This is a genomic window from Flavobacterium sp. LM5, from assembly GCF_002017945.1.
Taxonomy (GTDB): domain Bacteria; phylum Bacteroidota; class Bacteroidia; order Flavobacteriales; family Flavobacteriaceae; genus Flavobacterium; species Flavobacterium succinicans.
In genome coordinates this window covers 227,373-244,548 of sequence record NZ_MUFX01000002.1, presented here as the reverse complement: position 1 = coordinate 244,548, position 17,176 = coordinate 227,373, and the positions used below count along the sequence as shown (strand labels likewise).

Annotated in this window: 11 protein-coding genes; 5 read left to right on the top strand and 6 right to left on the bottom strand. The window is 35.4% G+C overall.

Going from position 1 to position 17,176, the window contains the following annotated elements:
• Positions 1–5 precede the first annotated feature (5 nt).
• From BXU11_RS09450 to BXU11_RS09440, 3 genes are all read right to left on the bottom strand, one after another.
• Positions 6–3,707, bottom strand: coding sequence for a SusC/RagA family TonB-linked outer membrane protein (locus tag BXU11_RS09450; RefSeq protein ID WP_024980252.1), 3,702 nt, complete (start codon positions 3,705–3,707; stop codon positions 6–8).
• Between the two features lie 152 nt (positions 3,708–3,859).
• Positions 3,860–4,963, bottom strand: a complete 1,104-nt coding sequence (locus tag BXU11_RS09445; protein ID WP_078212360.1) for a FecR family protein — start codon at positions 4,961–4,963, stop codon at positions 3,860–3,862.
• 251 nt (positions 4,964–5,214) lie between these two features.
• Positions 5,215–5,829: an RNA polymerase sigma factor gene (locus tag BXU11_RS09440; protein ID WP_024980250.1), complete on the bottom strand. Its 615-nt coding sequence runs from the start codon at positions 5,827–5,829 to the stop codon at positions 5,215–5,217.
• A gap of 324 nt (positions 5,830–6,153) precedes the next feature.
• Between BXU11_RS09440 and BXU11_RS09435 the strand changes: the two genes are divergently transcribed.
• Positions 6,154–7,437, top strand: coding sequence for an MFS transporter (locus BXU11_RS09435; protein WP_078212359.1), 1,284 nt, complete (start codon positions 6,154–6,156; stop codon positions 7,435–7,437).
• A gap of 93 nt (positions 7,438–7,530) precedes the next feature.
• Complete coding sequence (locus BXU11_RS09430; RefSeq protein ID WP_078212358.1) at positions 7,531–9,738, top strand: radical SAM protein; 2,208 nt, start codon at positions 7,531–7,533, stop codon at positions 9,736–9,738.
• Between the two features lie 145 nt (positions 9,739–9,883).
• On the opposite strand, the gene BXU11_RS09425 is transcribed toward BXU11_RS09430, so the two are convergent.
• On the bottom strand, positions 9,884–11,236 hold the full coding sequence (locus BXU11_RS09425) for an amidohydrolase (RefSeq protein WP_078212357.1): 1,353 nt from the start codon (positions 11,234–11,236) through the stop codon (positions 9,884–9,886).
• A gap of 393 nt (positions 11,237–11,629) precedes the next feature.
• Here BXU11_RS09425 and BXU11_RS09420 point away from each other — a divergent pair, with 393 nt between their 5' ends.
• The 3 genes from BXU11_RS09420 to BXU11_RS09410 all read left to right on the top strand — a co-directional run bounded on the left by BXU11_RS09420 (position 11,630) and on the right by BXU11_RS09410 (position 15,285).
• Positions 11,630–12,115 (top strand): acetyl-CoA carboxylase biotin carboxyl carrier protein subunit, encoded by a 486-nt coding sequence (locus tag BXU11_RS09420; RefSeq protein WP_078212356.1) that lies wholly within the window; start codon positions 11,630–11,632, stop codon positions 12,113–12,115.
• A gap of 151 nt (positions 12,116–12,266) precedes the next feature.
• Positions 12,267–13,706 (top strand): acetyl/propionyl/methylcrotonyl-CoA carboxylase subunit alpha, encoded by a 1,440-nt coding sequence (locus tag BXU11_RS09415; RefSeq protein ID WP_078212355.1) that lies wholly within the window; start codon positions 12,267–12,269, stop codon positions 13,704–13,706.
• Positions 13,707–13,743: 37 nt separating this feature from the next.
• Positions 13,744–15,285, top strand: coding sequence for an acyl-CoA carboxylase subunit beta (locus tag BXU11_RS09410; protein ID WP_078212354.1), 1,542 nt, complete (start codon positions 13,744–13,746; stop codon positions 15,283–15,285).
• A gap of 83 nt (positions 15,286–15,368) precedes the next feature.
• Here BXU11_RS09410 and BXU11_RS09405 read toward each other — a convergent pair whose 3' ends face one another.
• On the bottom strand, positions 15,369–16,421 hold the full coding sequence (locus tag BXU11_RS09405) for a PCMD domain-containing protein (RefSeq protein WP_078212353.1): 1,053 nt from the start codon (positions 16,419–16,421) through the stop codon (positions 15,369–15,371).
• A gap of 4 nt (positions 16,422–16,425) precedes the next feature.
• Positions 16,426–17,163: a hypothetical protein gene (locus BXU11_RS09400; RefSeq protein WP_139363483.1), complete on the bottom strand. Its 738-nt coding sequence runs from the start codon at positions 17,161–17,163 to the stop codon at positions 16,426–16,428.
• Positions 17,164–17,176: the final 13 nt, after the last annotated feature.

Here is a 17,176-nt window from a genome sequence, read left to right as displayed (position 1 = left end):
GTTTATTAAAAAGATACGTTAAGAGAGAATGTATACTGGCTAGTTATCGGCTGAGATACTCCACCAGATCTGTAAAATTCAGGATCTTGTCCGTTTAGTTTTTTGTCAGAATAGATTAAAAGAGGGTTAGCAGTTGATGCTTTCATGGTAAAAATATTAAGTCCTAATTTTTTCTTTAAATCTTTAGGGAATTCATAGCTAATTGCTACATTTTTTAATCTTACAAAAGTACCATCAGCAACACGTTCGTCAGAAAAGTTATAGGCATTGTATGCTCTTGTTAAATCTTTTGATTCAGCCGCATAGTTGGCAATTAATCGTTTGTCAGCAATAACTGGAATTGTTGTTAATGCTTCATCACCTGGATTAATCCATCTATTTGTGAATTCTTTAGTAAAAACAGTTAAATCGTCATAACTGTCAGAGTATATAGGATTCAAACGAACTTTGTTTCCTCCTGCTGCAACAATAAGAACACTTAAAGACCAATTGTCATAAGTAAAGGTGTTGGATATACCTGCAGATTTGTTAGGTTCAATGGATCCTTCGTATTTTAAATACTTAGTTACATTATCTGAATCTTGAAAATTTGCTCCAGATACATTATCTAATTGACCTTCAGGCATGATGAAAGTAGGCAATCCTTGGCTGTTTAATCCTGTAAATTGATAAGAATACAAGGCATTTCTTGGATGACCTATTGTGTTTCCTCCAGTTCCATCTACTAAACCTAATACTGATGGTGTGTTTTGTAATTTTGTAATTTCTTGATTAAATATGGAGAAATTAAAAGAAGTTGACCATTTTAGTCTAGTATTGTTTAAGTTTCTTGTTGTAATGGCAAGCTCGATACCTTTAGTTTCCATATTGGCATTATTTCCTTGCTTTAATTTTTGACCTCCAATACCGGAAGTAGTAACAAAATCAACTAAATCAAACGCTTTACGTCTGTAAACATCAGTTGTGAATTGTATTCTATTATTAAATACACCCAAGTCTAAACCAATATTGGTTTCAAATTGTTTTTCCCAAGTTAAGTCTCCGTTTTGAAGTTCATCAATATTCAAACCAGTTTCTCTATCTCCAAGATTAAGACGGTCAGTTACAAAACTTCTATAGATAGCTAATGAATTTGTTGCTGGTCCAGCCGTAGCAGTTAAACCATATGAACCTCTTAAGCTTAGGGTGTTCAATTTTTCCATATTTTTCATGAAGGATTCCTCCTTAATATTCCATTTTCCACTAAAAGTATAGGTTGGCAGCCATCTAGAAGAACCGCTATTTCCTTGTCTATTAGAACCATCATATCTTCCTGTGATAGATGCTGTATAACGTCTATCGTAAGTGTATCCTACTTTTCCGAAGAAACCAACGGTTCTCTCTCTTTCTTCATTAAAACCAAAATATGATTCGCCACCATTTATTAGTTTTTCTAATATTCTAGGATCTGTAAATGCGGTTAAACCTTTATTATATTGTATTCCGTATGATGTGAAATTGTTACTATTTCTATCAACAGATCTAAGTTCTTGACCAAATAAAGCATCAAATTCATGAATCTCATTAAACACATTTTTGTAGCTAAAGCTATTACGAATATTAAATGAGGTTAAATCATTAGAAAATTTTCTTAATATTCCTCCATTTGGTAATACTGAAACTTTTGGTGCTGTTAAGTTGTCTGGATCTTGGTACAAAAAGATGTTTTGATCTCTTACAATAGTAGTTTCTTGAGCATTATAAGCACCAACTATATTAGATTTTTCTAAAATATTATGTTCTCTTGTTGTATTAGCACTTCTAATATTTCCTGTGAAATTGTAAGTGAATTTTGGACTTATTTTGTATTCTAAATCTGCTTGAAAACGAATGTCTTTCACCTTGATGTCCATATAATTGTTTTCTAATTCTTCAATTATATTTATGGGCGCCCAGTTGTTTCTATAGTACTCATAATTACCATTTTCGTCATATGGTCTTAAAGTTCTGTTGGTATTCAATACATAATTAAATGGGTTGATATCAAAGTCTCTTGTTGTGCTTCCGCTTACGCCATCTCTGAGGCTGTCATAACTTCCTGGCGCAGACTGGTTCCTCAAAGAGGCTTGTGTTGATAATGTAAGACTTAATTTATCATTAATAAAAAAAGTGTTTTTAATGTTTGAAGTAAATTGTTTTACATTGTCTGCTAATGTCCATCCAGGATCATTGTAAAATCCAAGTGATGCAAAATAAGAATTGTTTACACCTCCTCCAGATAAGTTCAAAGAGTGATTTTGTGTAATTGAAGGTCTGAATAAAGCGGCGAACCAATCTGTATTTGCTAATTCATACTTTTGTAAGAAAGCATTTCTGCCTGCTGCATCATTTTTAACTCCAAAAGTACCATTAGTTGTGTTGTAGGTATTAATTGCTCTAGAAAGAATATTATAAACACCTCCATATCGGCCTTGAGAAGTCGAAGGTAAGTCTAGGAACCCTTTTGCTTCAATCTCTTTAAGAATACTCATAGTTTCTTGAGAATTTAAAATGTCATATTGACTATAATTAGGTACTGTTCTTACAGTTTGTTCTAACGAATAGTTTATGTTTAATGGAGATTCTCTTTTTCCTTGTTTAGTGGTAACTACAACTACACCATTTAAGGATCTTGAACCATAAATAGAAGTTGCAGAAGCATCTTTCAAAATTTCAATACTCAAAACGTCATTAGGATTCAATCCAGCTATTGAAGAGCTTAGTAGTGTTTCTGAGTTACCAGAAGCTAGGTCTTGAAAAGATAGATTCACAATATCTTCCTGAACAATACCGTCAATTACCCAAAGTGGTTTTGTGTCACCAAAAATAGATGAAGATCCCCTAACTGTAATTTTTGGAGCAGTTCCAAAAGTTCCAGTTACGTTTTGAACTGTTACACCAGCTGCTTTTCCTTCAATCATTCTGCTGATATCAACAACTCCTTCAACTAATAATTCTTTTTCAGTGATTTTACTTACTGCACCAGTAAATGTTCTTTTAGATGTTTTTTCGTATCCTGTAGTTACAACTATTTCTTTAAGTTTTTCACCAACTTCTTTTAGAATAATAGTTGGAGGTAAGTTGTTTATGCTTACTTCTTTTGTTTCCATTCCAATATATGAAATGACAAGTGTAGTGTTGTTTTCAGGTACTGAAATCGCAAATTTACCATCATAGTCGGTAAGCGTTGTAATTTTAGTTCCTTTAACTAGAATGGTTGCTCCAGGTAGAGGGTTTTGGTCTTCGTCTACAACTTTTCCTTTAATGGTTCGCTTATCTTGATTAGTCGAATTCAATATTTCAAATTCAGTTGAACTTACTTTTTGTGGTTTGTTTTGTAAGATGATTTGATTGCTGACCTCAAAGTATTCTATATCAAGAGGACTTAGAATATTTTTTAGTACGCTAGAAAGTGACTCATTTGTTGCTTGGTAATTTACTATAGAGTTAAGTTGACTAATTCTAGAATTATATGAAAACTTTACATTGGCGGATTTTTCTAGTTTCTTAATTACTCTGTTTAAGTTCATGTTATTTAGGCTAACAGAAATCTTAGTGTCTAATTTTTTTTGTCCTTTAGCACTATTTGCAAGGGTAATTGTTGAAAACACAAATGCTAACAGGATTTGATATAATGTTATTTTCATGATTCGATAAAGTAATCGTTGTTTAACAACAGGTTTTTTCATAATTTTGGTTGGGTTTTTATTAGTACTTATTACGGGTATTTTAAACTCTTTTAATTACTTTTTACAGAAAGTAATTTAGTTTTTTAACAGGTGTCAAAATGTTACAGCATGTTGGCACCTTTTTTTTATAAAAATTTCACATAGGCATTAGTTTAATTACAACCCTCGGTTGTTATGATTATTTGATTTTCATTCATTACGTAGCTGGTATTTTTTCCTAATGCATTGCATATAATCTTAAGTTTTTCCTGCAATGGTTCGTCGCTAAGGGATGTGGTAAGAAAGCAATCTTTAAGTTTTTGTTTTGGATAGACTATCTTAACTTGATAAGCTTGTTCAATAGTGTTGAAGATTTGAGAAACCGGAATGTCATTAAATTCAAAACTTAGTTGTTCAATATTTGTACTAGATTGAAATAAAGATTTGTCTTTAATGATATTAGTAACTTTGTTAAATGTTGCATCCTTTTTAGTAAAACGAACTGCTTCATTAGGTAATAAAGTGATTTCTTCATTTTTAATAGTACTATTTTTTTGTGACTTCACTTTTACTTTACCAGTCCTAACTAAAACTTCAATGTTGGGTTGGTTTTCAAAAGCACTAATTCTGAAGCTTGTCCCGACAACTTTTGTAACAATTTCATTAGCAAAAACAAGAAAGGGTTTCTTGGGATTTTTACTAATTTCAAAAAAACCTTCACCCGATAAATAAACTTTTCTTTCATTTCCAGTAAAATGTATTGGATAGCTTAGTTTACTGTTGGGCTGTAGTAATACTGAACTTTTATCAGATAATGTTATGATTTGAGGTTTGTTACTGTTGTTAATTTGCACAATAATGCCGTCATGAATGTTTTTTGTTAAAACATTATCGATTTTTGAAGCAGTATTTTTAAGATGTAAATTGTAAAAGCTGTATCCGAGAAAAACGAAAAGTAAAAGGGATGCTGCTAATTGTGTCCATTTAATATGTTGTATATTGAAGGTTCTTTTGCCTTTTTTTTGCTTCTCTTTTATTTCAATTTTGTCCCAAGTAGAAAGTAGTGCAGATTGCAGTTCTTCTCGGGTCAGTTTTTGTTCATTAGTTTTTAATGCTAAAATCCAAAGCCTAGATTCTTCTACTAATTTGGCTCGTTTTGGGTTTTCTAAAGTCCATTCTTCCCAGTTTTTATTGTCTTGGTTGTTATGTACCCATAACTTGAATGATTCGTCCATTAAAAAATCATCAATCTCAGTATAAAAGTCTCTTTTTTGCATCAGTGAAATATAGTTACTAATACATAAAGGGTAATATCTTTAAAATATACTCATCAAATTGTGAAAAAAAACAAAAAAAATAATATTATTTTGAGAAGTTGTTGCAGATAGGTTTTTTTTGAGGAAAACACTGATATTTGGTTGATAAAGATTTTACCTTTTCTAGTTTTTTTAAATTAAAACAATAAGATCTTGATTTGAATTTTTAATATCAAATGTTTTTTACTAAAGGATTTAAGAGTCTCTTTTTCTTACAAAAGAGAAGAAATTTTTGAGAAAATGAGTAAAGTATAAATAATGGAACTCCAATCTTTACGAAGTTTGAGTAGCGATCTATGTAGTAAATTGCTTGTTGATTGATAGTTGATATTTAAAATTTCGGCTATTTGATCAATACTTAGTTCTTGATGATATCTAAGGTATAAAACTTCTTTCTGTTTTGAAGGAAGTAGGTTTATTAATTTGTTTAATTGAATTACTTTGTTTTTACTATCCTCATCTATAATTAGCTTGTGTTCAACAGAAAAGTCGAATAGAAATTCTAATGTTTTTGTAGAAGTAGCTTTTGTGAAAATTCTATCACGTCCGTGTTGTCTAGCAATTCTTTTGCGTACACAAGATAAAAGATAAGTTTTTGGAGCAATATTTTCATTTAAAGAGTTTCTGTACAACCAAACATCAACGAAAACGTCTTGTATACAATCTTTTACTTTTTCTTCATTTGAAGAAAAGGAATTTCCGTACAAAACTAATTGGTTAAAGTATTTATCAAACAGAGTTGAAAAAGCTTTTTCATTGCCATTAATTAATTGTTTCCATACTATTGCATCGTCAATTTCTTTGATATGTTCGGTGGTTGATTTCAATTTTACTTTTAGTATTTAGTGTTAGGTTTTTGTTAATATTTTGTAATAATACAATTAATATCAAAAAAACACAAATTAAACTATTTTTGTGTGTTTGTAATTTAAAATAATATATTTTTCTAATACTAATAATAGTAATACTGCTAATTTATTATTGTTTTATTAATAGTGTCTGCAATAGTGCTTTTGTAATTGATTTTAATAACATAGTTTAGCATAAACAACTATTTAGGCTGGAGCTTTATTGATGGAGCGTTTTATTATTACTTTTGATTAGGTTTTAGAAGTTTTTTTAATGTTAAATTTTGTTATTTTTTTTATCATATGAATTTGAAACCAGAACATTGTCGGAAAAACTCGTTAAAACATGTACTTTTTGGCAGTTTGATAGGAACGACCATTGAGTTTTTTGATTTTTATATTTATGCTAATGCCGCGGTATTGGTGTTTCCCCAACTTTTTTTCCCGAGCACAGATGCTACTATGGCTACGTTGCAGTCACTAGCTACGTTTTCTATTGCTTTTTTATCAAGACCCTTGGGTTCTGCTTTTTTTGGACATTTTGGGGATAAGATAGGTCGTAAATTTACCTTGGTAGCCGCATTACTAACGATGGGAGTTTCTACTGTTGCTATTGGTTTTCTTCCAAGTTATGCTAGTATAGGTATTGCCGCACCTTTGTTGTTGATGCTGTGTCGTTTTGGGCAAGGCGTTGGTCTTGGAGGAGAGTGGGGTGGTGCTGTTTTACTAGCCATCGAAAATGCGCCACCGAATAAAAGAGCTTGGTACGGAATGTTCCCACAGTTAGGTGCTCCTATAGGTTTGTTGCTTTCGGGAGCTACTTTTTTGCTTTTAACAGACAGTATGAGCAACGATGATTTTATGAATTATGGTTGGCGAATTCCTTTTATCGCTAGTTCACTTTTGGTAGTGGTTGGTTTTTATATTCGGACTAAAATTTCTGAAACACCTTCTTTTGAACAGGCTAAAAAAGTAGCAAAAGAAGTGAAAATCCCATTTCTTACGTTACTCACTTCTTATAAGAATCAATTGATTTTTGGAACATTGGCGGCAGTGACTACTTTTTTGGTTTTTTACTTAATGACGGTATTTACGTTAAGTTGGGCGACTTCTGATTTAGGTTTCACAAAAAGAGATGCTTTGTTGACTCAGTTGTTCTCTGTGCTCTTTTTTGCGCTGTTTATTCCTGTTTCTGCAGTGGTTGCAGATGCCATTGGGCGTCGCAAAATGCTGGTTTTGGCTACTATTGCCATAGCTGTTTTTGGTTTTTTCTTCCAATTTTTTCTCAGTTCAGGAAGTGCTGTACTAGTAACTGTTTTTGTTTGTATCGGAATGGCGTTGATGGGATTCACTTATGGCCCTTTAGGCACCTTTTTGTCGGAGTTGTTTCCCACACAAGTCCGCTATTCAGGAGCTTCCTTGACCTTTAATTTAGCAGGAATATTTGGTGCCGCTTTTGCTCCTATGATTGCCATTTGGCTGGCTACGGATTATGATATTTCGTATGTAGGGTATTATTTGACGGGGGCTGCTTTGTTGAGTTTAGGTTCTCTTTTTATGATTTCTAGAAAAAGTCATCAGTTTTAGTGTCAGATAAAGTTTAGTTTTATGAAAAGTTAGGTTTTCATTGCATTGCTATCTGCTTTTTTGCTCTTACTTTTGCATCAAAATAATACCGTCTTGAAACCAAAACTCTTCCTCATCACGCCACCGTTTACGCAACTGAATACCCCATATCCAGCGACGGCGTATATCAAAGGATTTTTGAATACCTTTGAAGTGCCCTCAGAGCAAGCGGATTTGGGTATTGAGGTGATTTTGAAATTGTTTTCGAGAGAGGGATTGCAAGGAGTTTTTGCTCAAGCAACAACAAACCATAAACCAAAAACCATAAACAGTCAACGTATAATTGCTCTACAAGACGAATATCTCAAAACCATAGATTCAGTGATTGCTTTTTTGCAAGGCAAAAATCCAACCTTGGCTTTGCAAATTTGTCAAGAAGATTATTTGCCAGAAGCGTCACGTTTTGCGCAATTGGAGGAGTTGGATTGGGCTTTTGGTACGATGGGAACACAGGATAAAGCCAAACATTTGGCAACTTTGTACCTTGAAGATATTTCGGATTTTATAGTGGAATGTGTCGATGAAAATTTTGGTTTTAGTCGCTATGCCGAGCGTTTGGGTCGAAGCGCCAATTCATTCGACGAATTATACGAGGCTTTGCAAAAGGAACCTAGCTATATTGATGGTATTTTACTATCTATTTTGGAAGAAAAAATAGCCAGAATTCAGCCTGAATTGTTTCTGATTTCTGTGCCTTTTCCTGGGAATTTGTATAGTGCTTTTCGTTCGGCACAGTGGGTGAAAAAGCACTATCCGAATATCAAAATTGCAATGGGAGGTGGTTTTCCTAATACCGAATTGCGCTCGCTTTCTGATGCTCGAGTGTTTGAGTTTTTCGATTTTATTACTTTAGATGACGGGGAGCTTCCGGTTGAATTACTAATTTCTAATATTCAAAATCCAAATACCAAAGAATTCAAACGAACTTTTATTCTAGAAGAAGGAAAAGTAGTTTATAAAAACAATGCTTCAAGACCTGATTATAAACAATCGCAAGTTGGTACTCCAGATTATACGGATTTGCTGTTGGATAAATACATTTCGGTAATCGAAGTGGTAAATCCGATGCATCGGATGTGGAGCGATGGGCGTTGGAACAAGTTGACGATGGCGCATGGCTGTTATTGGGGCAAATGTACTTTTTGTGACATTTCTTTGGATTACATCAAAATCTACGAACCTATAGCTGCCAATTTGTTGTGCGACCGAATGGAAGAAATGATGACACAAACAGGTCAGAATGGCTTTCATTTTGTTGACGAAGCAGCCCCACCAGCTTTAATGCGAGCTTTAGCACTCGAAATTTTACGCCGAAAATTATCGGTTACTTGGTGGACGAATATCCGTTTTGAGAAAAGTTTTTCGGCCGATTTATGTCGATTACTCAAAGCTTCAGGTTGTATAGCGGTTTCGGGTGGTTTGGAAGTAGCTTCTGACCGATTGTTGCAATTAATTGATAAAGGAGTAACGGTTGAGCAAGTGGCCAAAGTGACTCGCAATTTTACGGAATCAGGTATTATGGTGCATGCGTATTTGATGTACGGGTACCCAACCCAAACGGTTCAAGAAACGATAGACAGTCTCGAAATGGTGCGTCAATTGTTTGAAGCGGGAGTGTTGCAATCCGGATTTTGGCATCAGTTTGCCATGACTGCCCACAGCCCCGTGGGATTGTATCCAGAAAAATTTGAGGTTACACCAGAACTCCTTCCATTACAAGGTTCAGAGAAAGGAATTTTTGCCATCAATGACATTAATTATACCGACAAAACAGGTATTGACCACGAAAAATTTAGTTTCGGACTGAAGAAATCGTTGTTCAATTTTATGCATGGTATTTGTTTCGACTTTGAGCTGCAAGAATGGTTTGACTTTAAGATTCCAAAAACCAAAATTCACCCTGATTTTATTTTTAATGCACTTCAAGAAGAAGAAAATTTCACCACAAAACCTACAGCCAAAGTAGTTTGGTTGGGAGGAAAACCTTCGGTTGAATATTTTACTAAATCCAAAAAAGGCAATTCTTGGGAACTCACTAAATTGACTTTTCACGATAAAAAAGAAAGTTTTGCTATTCAAACCAATAAAGCGGAAGGCGAATGGTTGGTTGCTATTTTAGATAAAATTGCGGTTTCACAATCCAAAGTGTATTCTTTTCAAGAGATTAAAACTGATTTTGAACAACATTTACCCGATTTTGAGTTGTTTTGGTACTCAAAGCCGATGCAAACGTTGCGTGCCTTTGGATTGTTGATTTTATAGAGAGAACATTTTTCCTTTGAATCTATTATATATACCCATACCAATCAAAGCAGTTTCCTTGCTACCACGAAAATGACGGCGATTTTTTCAAATCAAATTAAAAGATATAAAACTGCTGCTGGTTTAGTTATTTATTTGATTTCTCTTATTGGGCAAACGCTTCTAAAACAGCCGCTAATCCGAGGGTCGTACCAAAAGGAATTGCAGATAAATCTACCCAAAAATCTGGATTATGATTCGAAAAAGGGAACTGTTTTCCTTCTTTCATTGCCTTTTCAAAAACTTCATGATTAGCAATACCAACAATAAAGTAATTGTAAGGTACTTCTGGATGGTCTTTTAGTAATTCTTGAACATCTTCCGATCCCATAACTGGCGGAATGGATAAATTCTTATTCGGTCCAGCCATTTTCTCTAGCGCACCGTTAATTTTAGCTGTCAATGCCTCATTATTTTTCAACGTGCCAAGGTTTTGTTTGATTACTGTTTTGGGATATAGATCCTTAGGAAGATTATTGGCAACGGCGATACCTTCGTTTATCTCACTAATTCTTTTTAATAGAAGTTCTTTGTCTTGTTGTCTATACCAACGTAGGTTCAATTTCAATAACGCTTTATTAGGGATTACATTGTTGTCTATTCCTGCTTCAACAGCGCCAACCGTTAATACTACTGGAAATTGAGGGTGGGAGTTTCTGCTTACAATAGTTTGATATTGAAGAATAGCATTAGCTGCCATAACGATAGGATCTTTAGTTTGTTCGGGCGTCGATCCATGTCCGCCAACTCCAAAAAAGGTAACATCTAATTGTACTGCACCTGCCATTCGCTCACCCGGTCTGTTCAAGTACACTCCTACTGGGGCAGGGCCTGTGTGCATACCTAAAAGTAAGTCTGGAACTGGGACTCCTTTGGTATACATTTCATTTGCCATGGCTATTGCACCAAATCCGTTTTCTTCAGCGGGTTGTCCAACTAATACGAGGGTGCCTTTCCATTTGTCTTTTAACTTTACCATTTGTTTGGCAATGCCTAGCATCCAAGTGACATGAGCGTCATGCCCGCAAGCATGCATTACTGGTAGATCTTTACCCTCTTCATTTTTTCCTTTTTTGATGCTTTTGTAGGGAAGATTTGTTGCTTCTTCGACTGCAATACAATCCATGTCAGCACGATACATAATCGTTGGTCCATTACCGTTTTTCAGGACACCAACAACGCCAGTTTTGCCAACTTTTTCTGTAATTTGAAAACCTAATGCTTTTAACTCTTTAGCAATAATTCCTGAGGTTCGCACTTCCATAAAAGGAAGTTCTGGATTGCTGTGTAAATCTTTAAAAATAGCCTCCAATCTTGGCGTATCATTTCTACAGAGCTCTTTTAATTCTGTAATCGGAATGCCATCGATAGTCGCTTTTGAAGTTTCTGAATTCGCGGTCTGACTAGCTGAAAAATACGAAACAAAGCAAAAAACAAAAGTGGAAAGGATGGTTTTCATGTTTATTTTGGTTTTAAGTTATTGAAAGTTAGTAAATTATTTTTATATATAGAAAGTCAAAGCAAATTTTAGTTCAGTAAATTGAAAAGAAAATGGAACTTATAAGGGTAAGTTGTTTTAGATAATTACAAAAAAAGAACTACTTAAAAATTCTCTGTGTTGAACTTATAATAACAAAGCAGGTAGTTTTGTATCTTCTGTTTTATACTCCTTTGGATTATTAATTTTGTAATTTATTTACATTTTTCTTTCGAAATCTATCGTTAGAAAAACCAATTTTCATTATTTCTTTTAAAACAGTTTGCTACTTAGTATTTTTTGTATAAAACTTACTTCAACTGTGTTACGAAAACGTTTTCTTTAATTACATTTACCAGTACTAAAAACGTAAACATGAGTAGTAGTTATCAACTAAAAGTAAATGATACTTTTCATTTCGAATGCGATGCAGCCTCAGCCAATGCGCTAGATGTGGTTGCGACAACTGACAATCAATTTCATATTTTAAGTGAAAACAAGCGGTATCAAGCTCAGATTATAGCTGCTGATTTTCATAAGAAGGAATACACTATTGAAGTGAACAATTCAGTGTATACTGTCGCCATTGCTGACGCTTTGGACCTTTTGATTAAAGAAATGGGATTTGATACCAGCACGGTACAAAAAGTAAATGCCATCAAAGCACCTATGCCAGGTTTAATTTTAGAAATCAATGTGAGTGTGGGACAAACCGTTCAAGAAAACGATAATTTACTCATTTTGGGAGCGATGAAAATGGAAAACAGTTTTCAATCGCCACGAAATGGAGTAATCAAATCGATTGCTGTAGCTGTTGGCGATGCTGTAGATAAAGGACAATTGTTGGTAGAATTTGAATAAAGAATATAGAGCATAGAAAATAGAATTAAGATTAAAGAGCATAGAAAATATATTTTTGATTTGAATGTTTTTCTTTGGTAATGTTCTCAAAGCTTCTTCCTTTTTGTCTTTGTTCTCTATTCTATTTTCTTTCTTCTAAAAAAATAATTATATGAAAAAAATACTAGTTGCCAATAGAGGAGAAATCGCGATTCGCGTGATGAAAACTGCTCGAAAAATGGGAATCAAAACAGTAGCGGTGTATTCTACTGTAGACCGAAATGCACCTCACGTAGCCTTTGCAGATGAGGCCGTTTGTATCGGTGAAGCGCCATCTAACCAGTCCTATTTGTTAGGAAATAAAATTATTGAAGTGGCCAAAGCGGTACAAGCTGATGCCATTCATCCAGGCTATGGTTTCTTGAGTGAAAATGCTGAATTTGCCGAAGAAGCCGAAAAAAACAACATCATCTTCATTGGTCCAAAATCCAAAGCCATTCAAATAATGGGTAGTAAATTGGCCGCCAAGGAAGCCGTTCTACAATACGATATTCCAATGGTTCCAGGAGTGGACCACGCGATTATTGATATTGATGAGGCTAAGCGAACTGCGAAAGCAATTGGTTTTCCTATTTTAATCAAAGCTTCTGCAGGAGGTGGAGGTAAAGGAATGCGTGTGGTGGATAATGAAGCCGATTTTGAAGCGCAAATGAACCGCGCCATTAGCGAGGCAGTGGCTGCTTTTGGAGATGGAGCGGTTTTTATTGAAAAATATGTGGCGTCGTCAAGACATATCGAAATTCAAGTGATGGCGGATAGTCACGGCAATGTGTTGTACTTGTTTGAAAGAGAATGTAGTATTCAACGTCGTCATCAAAAAGTAGTGGAGGAAGCACCCTCTGCGGTTATCACGCCTGAAATTCGAAAAAAGATGGGAGAAGCCGCGGTATTGGTAGCCAAATCTTGTGATTATTTAGGTGCAGGAACGGTTGAGTTTTTGGTGGATGAACAGCTGAACTTTTATTTCTTAGAAATGAATACGCGTTTGCAAGTAGAGCATCCTGTGACTGAAATTATTGCTGGAGTTGATTTGGTCGAAATGCAAATTCGTGTGGCGAGAGGCGAAGCGCTTACATTGCAACAAGAAGATTTGAAAATTCACGGTCACGCTGTAGAATTACGTGTGTATGCCGAAGATACTTTGAATGGGTTTTTACCGAGTGTAGGTAATCTAGAAGTGTACCAATTGCCCGAAGGCGAAGGTGTCCGAGTGGATAACGGATATGCTCAAGGAATGGATGTCCCTATTTATTATGACCCGATGTTGGCCAAATTAATCACTTACGGAGCTACTCGTGAAGAAGCTATTCAGCGTATGGAGCAAGCTATTGCGGATTATAAAGTGGTGGGTGTGCAAACGACCTTGCCATTTGGTGCTTTTGTAATGCAGCACGAGGCCTTTCGTTCTGGAGATTTTGACACCAATTTTGTGAAAAAATATTACAATCCTGAAATTTTAAAAGAGCAAACCCAAAAAGAAGCATTGATTGCAGCAAAATTGGCGTTGAAACAGTATTTACAGGACCAAAAAGTGCTTCGATTGCCTAATTAAATAGGCGATAGGTACATTTTAATAACAACAGAAAAGTATGGAATCTAGAATTAAAGTATTAAACGAAAAAATAGCACTAGCCCAATTGGGCGGTGGCCAAGCGCGAATTGATAAACATCACGCTAGTAAGAAACTAACCGCAAGAGAGCGTGTTATGTATTTGTTGGACGAAGGTTCTTTTGAAGAAATTGGGATGTTGGTTACCCACAGAACTACCGATTTTGGAATGGAGAAGGACTTGATTTACGGTGACGGTGTAGTTACGGGTTACGGAACTATTAATGGCAGATTGGTGTATGTTTTTGCACAAGATTTCACTGTTTTTGGTGGGTCTTTGTCCGAAACGCACGCCGAGAAAATTTGCAAAGTGATGGATATGGCCCTCAAAGTGGGTGCGCCAATGATTGGACTAAACGATTCTGGAGGTGCCCGAATTCAAGAAGGTGTCCGTTCTCTGGGAGGTTACGCTGATATCTTTTATCGCAACGTACAATCTTCTGGGGTTATACCTCAGATTTCTGCGATTATGGGACCTTGTGCGGGTGGTGCGGTGTATTCCCCAGCGATGACCGATTTTACTATGATGGTAGAAAACAACAGTTATATGTTTGTTACAGGACCTAATGTTGTGAAAACGGTAACCAATGAGGAAGTAACTTCAGAAGCTTTAGGTGGAGCCGTAACGCACGCTTCCAAATCGGGAGTGGCACATTTAACAGCTCCCAACGGAGTGGCTTTGTTGAACAGTATTAAAAATCTTTTGAGCTATTTGCCACAAAATAATAAAGAAACGACTCCAAAAGTTCCTTATGTTTTGAGTGATGAAGTACGAATGGAATTGGCTACAATTATTCCAGACAGTGCCAACAAACCCTATGATATGCACGAAGTGATTCGAGGAATTATTGATGCCGATTCTTTTTATGAAATTCATAAAGAGTATGCCGAAAATATCATTGTTGGTTTTGCCCGTTTGGGAGGAAGAAGTATCGGAATTGTAGCCAACAATCCAATGTTTTTAGCAGGTTGTTTGGATGTGAAGAGTTCTATCAAAGCTGCGAGATTTGTTCGTTTTTGCGACAGTTTCAATATTCCGTTGTTGGTGTTGGAAGACGTTCCAGGTTTCTTACCAGGAACCGACCAAGAATGGAACGGAATCATTGTACACGGTGCTAAATTATTATATGCTTTTAGTGAGGCGACCGTGCCAAGAGTGACGGTGATTACTCGAAAAGCCTATGGAGGTGCTTATGATGTAATGAATTCAAAACACATTGGTGCCGATATGAATTTTGCTTGGCCTACGGCAGAAATTGCAGTTATGGGTGCCAAAGGAGCCTCTGAAATTATCTTCAAAAAAGAAATTAGCGAAGCCGAAGACCACGAAGCGAAGTTATTAGAAAAAGAAGCTGAATATGCGGAATTATTCGCCAATCCGTATACCGCAGCACAACGTGGATTTATAGATGAGGTTATTCTTCCCGAAGATACCCGTCGAAAGTTGTTAAAAGCCTTCAGTATGCTCGAAGGAAAAACAGTCAACAGACCAGACAGAAAACACGGCAATATTCCGTTGTAATGTTTTGTTTGAAAGATTACAATTGTGAGCGTTTATTAGTAAAAAATCCAAAGCTACTTTTTTCCTTAGCTTTGGATTTTTCATTAATATATCAATTTGAAATTGTTGACCAATAAGGTACTATTTGTGCCTCCTTCTAGCTGGTCACCATTAAAGCTTGATGAGAAAACTACTGAAATGTGAGTGACCGCTTCGTTTGCATTCGCATACAAACCGTTTTTAGGTTTTTGATAGGCTGGGAAAGAGCTATTTAATTCGCCATAGGTTATTGCTATGGTGATGGTTTTAAAAGCGTCGATTACTTTTTCCTCTGAACGAAACCAACCTGTAGCTACTCTTTTGACTTCTGTTCCACTTCTGTTTTCTAATAAAACATAAATATCGCAAGCATCTTTAGTGGTTAAAGTTTGTCCCTTTCTATCTAAATAAGGTGTTCCTGGGCTGTAAGCATATTCCACAGAGAATTTTTTAGGTCTAGCGGCAAATGGGATTCCAAATTTTGCAGAATTTATTGGATTCGATAGATCTAATTCAAATTTACCCGTAAACATGGAGCCAGCAGCCATTCGTTGGTTGACTAATCCTGCTAAACTTCCCATATCTTGGGTAACCAACTTAGCTGCCAAATTGGTTCCATTAATAGTGAAAGGACTAACATTTGCATTTCCTAATGTTGTAACTCCAGCATTTCCGCTAGTCCATACGGAGTTGGCGTCTTTTCCGGGTTCGTAATAGTTTTTCGGTGTCATATACCAATCATCAAAAGTGCTGTTTTCCAGTTGAGGTTCGCTTCCTTCTTGTTTTACGGTTACAGTATAGGTCTTGGTAGAACCATCTTCGGCTGTTGCTGTATACTTTACGGGGTTAGTAAAATCTACTGTTTCCTCGATAGTTGGGCTAATTGTAGCAAAGGTAGAGAGTACAATTTCTTGAGGTTTTAGTTGTTGGATATTTGCAGTAGCGGCAACATTTATACTGATAACTCCCGTAGATTCTTCTATAATGGTATTGCCTACTTGGTTCATCAAAACGAAGCTCAATATTTTTTTTTGATCTGAATTTCCAAAATAATCTTCTGAGACGCAGTTGGACAAAACAAGACAAATTAGGGTTAAGAATAAAAGTTTTGTTCTCATATGGCTAGGATTTGAAGAAATAAAAAAAGCTAATGTTTAACGATAAAATGTTTAGTTTTAAATCTAAATCATTGCTTTTGATAACTGTGTTTTCTACTTCGTTTATTGTAGTCCTTTTATAGGTATGCGAAAGTCCTGCTAGATTTACTCCTACTTCAGTCGCAAAACCTTTAATGATAAATACTTGTATCCCAGGATTGATTCCAAGATTGTAATTGTTGGTAACAGCATAATAACGGGTTAATACATCATTGCTGGTATTTTCGGTTACTTTATTCTCTTTGTTCATTCCAAGGCTCACCACATTAAAAAGATTAAATCGCCCGTTGGGAGTAATGGGGATATAGTTTTTAATGAAGAAATATCCGCCAAGGCTACTTTTGGCTTCTTTGACAAAGGTTTGAACGCCATCTGTGTCTTCTAAAATCTGATTGAGTTTGGCCCAGTCATAACGCAAGGCAGTTCCAATGGCAAATGTTTTACTTAAAAAATAACCACCATTAGCTTGAATATTGAATCCATCTTTTTGTTTATCAATGACATTGGTGATTAAGAAATTTTCGTTTTGACTGGATCTGGTATTGGCACCTCCTGTAATTCCTATAAATGCCAATCCTTTTTGTAGCGAAGTAAAAGGTGAAATTTCCATATTAGCAGTAGATTGAGCAATGCTTTCGGAAGAAAAAAATAGCAGTTGAGCAGCTAGGAATAAAAACAAGATGTTATTTTTAAATGGCATCATTAGAGGGATTTTG